This window comes from Arsenophonus sp. ENCA (assembly GCF_002287155.1).
Classification (GTDB): Bacteria; Pseudomonadota; Gammaproteobacteria; order Enterobacterales; family Enterobacteriaceae; genus Arsenophonus; species Arsenophonus nilaparvatae.
On record NZ_NHNG01000716.1, the window covers coordinates 1 to 1,183 of the forward strand.

The 1,183-nt window shown below is 39.2% G+C and carries 1 protein-coding gene and 1 pseudogene; one reads left to right on the top strand and one right to left on the bottom strand.

The window, feature by feature from the left end:
* Positions 1-439 (top strand): IS30 family transposase (locus tag CBG25_RS18730; RefSeq protein WP_290603601.1); only part of this gene is annotated, 439 nt, incomplete at its 5' end.
* A 196-nt stretch (positions 440-635) separates the two neighbouring features.
* Here CBG25_RS18730 and CBG25_RS18735 read toward each other — a convergent pair.
* A pseudogene (locus CBG25_RS18735) lies at positions 636-1,037 on the bottom strand (trehalase family glycosidase); the annotation flags it as partial.
* Between the last annotated feature and the right edge of the window lie 146 nt (positions 1,038-1,183).

Sequence of the window (1,183 nt, forward strand, 5' to 3'; positions counted from 1 at the left end):
TACTGTATTTGGTAAAGATCAGAAGTCATTCTTACTGACTCTAGCGGATAAAGCTACCAAGCAGATTATTATCCGCAAGTTACCGAATAAACGCGCTGATACTGTTGTAGATGCTTTCCGTGACATTGTAGCAAATACCTTCTGTGACTTTAAAACTTTGACGGCCGATAACGGTTCTGAGTTCTCCATGCATAAACAGATAACTGAGATCACCGGTGCTAATGTCTTCTTTGCCAGGCCTTATCACTCATGGGAGCGTGGTTTAAATGAACACAGTAACGGACTTATCCGCCGTTTTTACCCAAAAGGAACGGACTTCAACTCAGTCACGGACAACGAGATTGCAGAACTTGAGCACATACTTAATACTCGGGGACGAAAATCGTTGGGCTATTTTTCTCCAAATGAAGTATTTTTAGCTCATCTAATGGCTGCATAACGTTTTATGGGTTTGTTGCGTTTCGACTGGGAATGGGCCTTTTCGTTATGATAAAGACGGTCAGAGAGGTTACCCAAGCCGATGTTGAGGATAATTTGCAACGTTTGACACGGCTAAACAAGCAAAATATATAGCCAAATATGACAGTAAGGGATATCTACTAATTTCGGTTTCACTTACTGACTAAACAAAAAATTTATTTTATATCGGCGTATTTGTCAAGTAGCATTAAAGTAACTGCGTTAGTCCAACCGAAACCATCCTGTAGATCATACTCGCCGCCATTAGCCATCCCATCACCGTCCACTATATATTTTTCGAATAACTTTTGTTTTTTATCATATAATTTTTGGATATTCGCTAAAAATCTAATCCCAATGGATTTAGCCAGAACATCTTGACCATAATAACTGAAACCTTCCACAGCAACCCATTGTAGTGGTGCCCATCCATTAGGTGCATCCCATTGTTGACCACTATTTATCGTAGTTGTCATTAATCCACCAGGTTTAAGTAGTAGGTTGTTGACAATCGAAGCGGTTTTTATAGCTCGGTCGTGAGGAGCTATCTGTACATAAAGAGGAAACACCGTGGCAGCAGTTACGGGTTTAGTTGGTCACGAGTTTCGCAGTCTCTAAAAAAGAAGTATAAATTTAAAAACAAGAAAAAATCAGGATGTTCATATTTTGTCCGGTTATCCATGCATTAAAGATATCTATAAAATATTCTTGCAAGTAAGCAGTG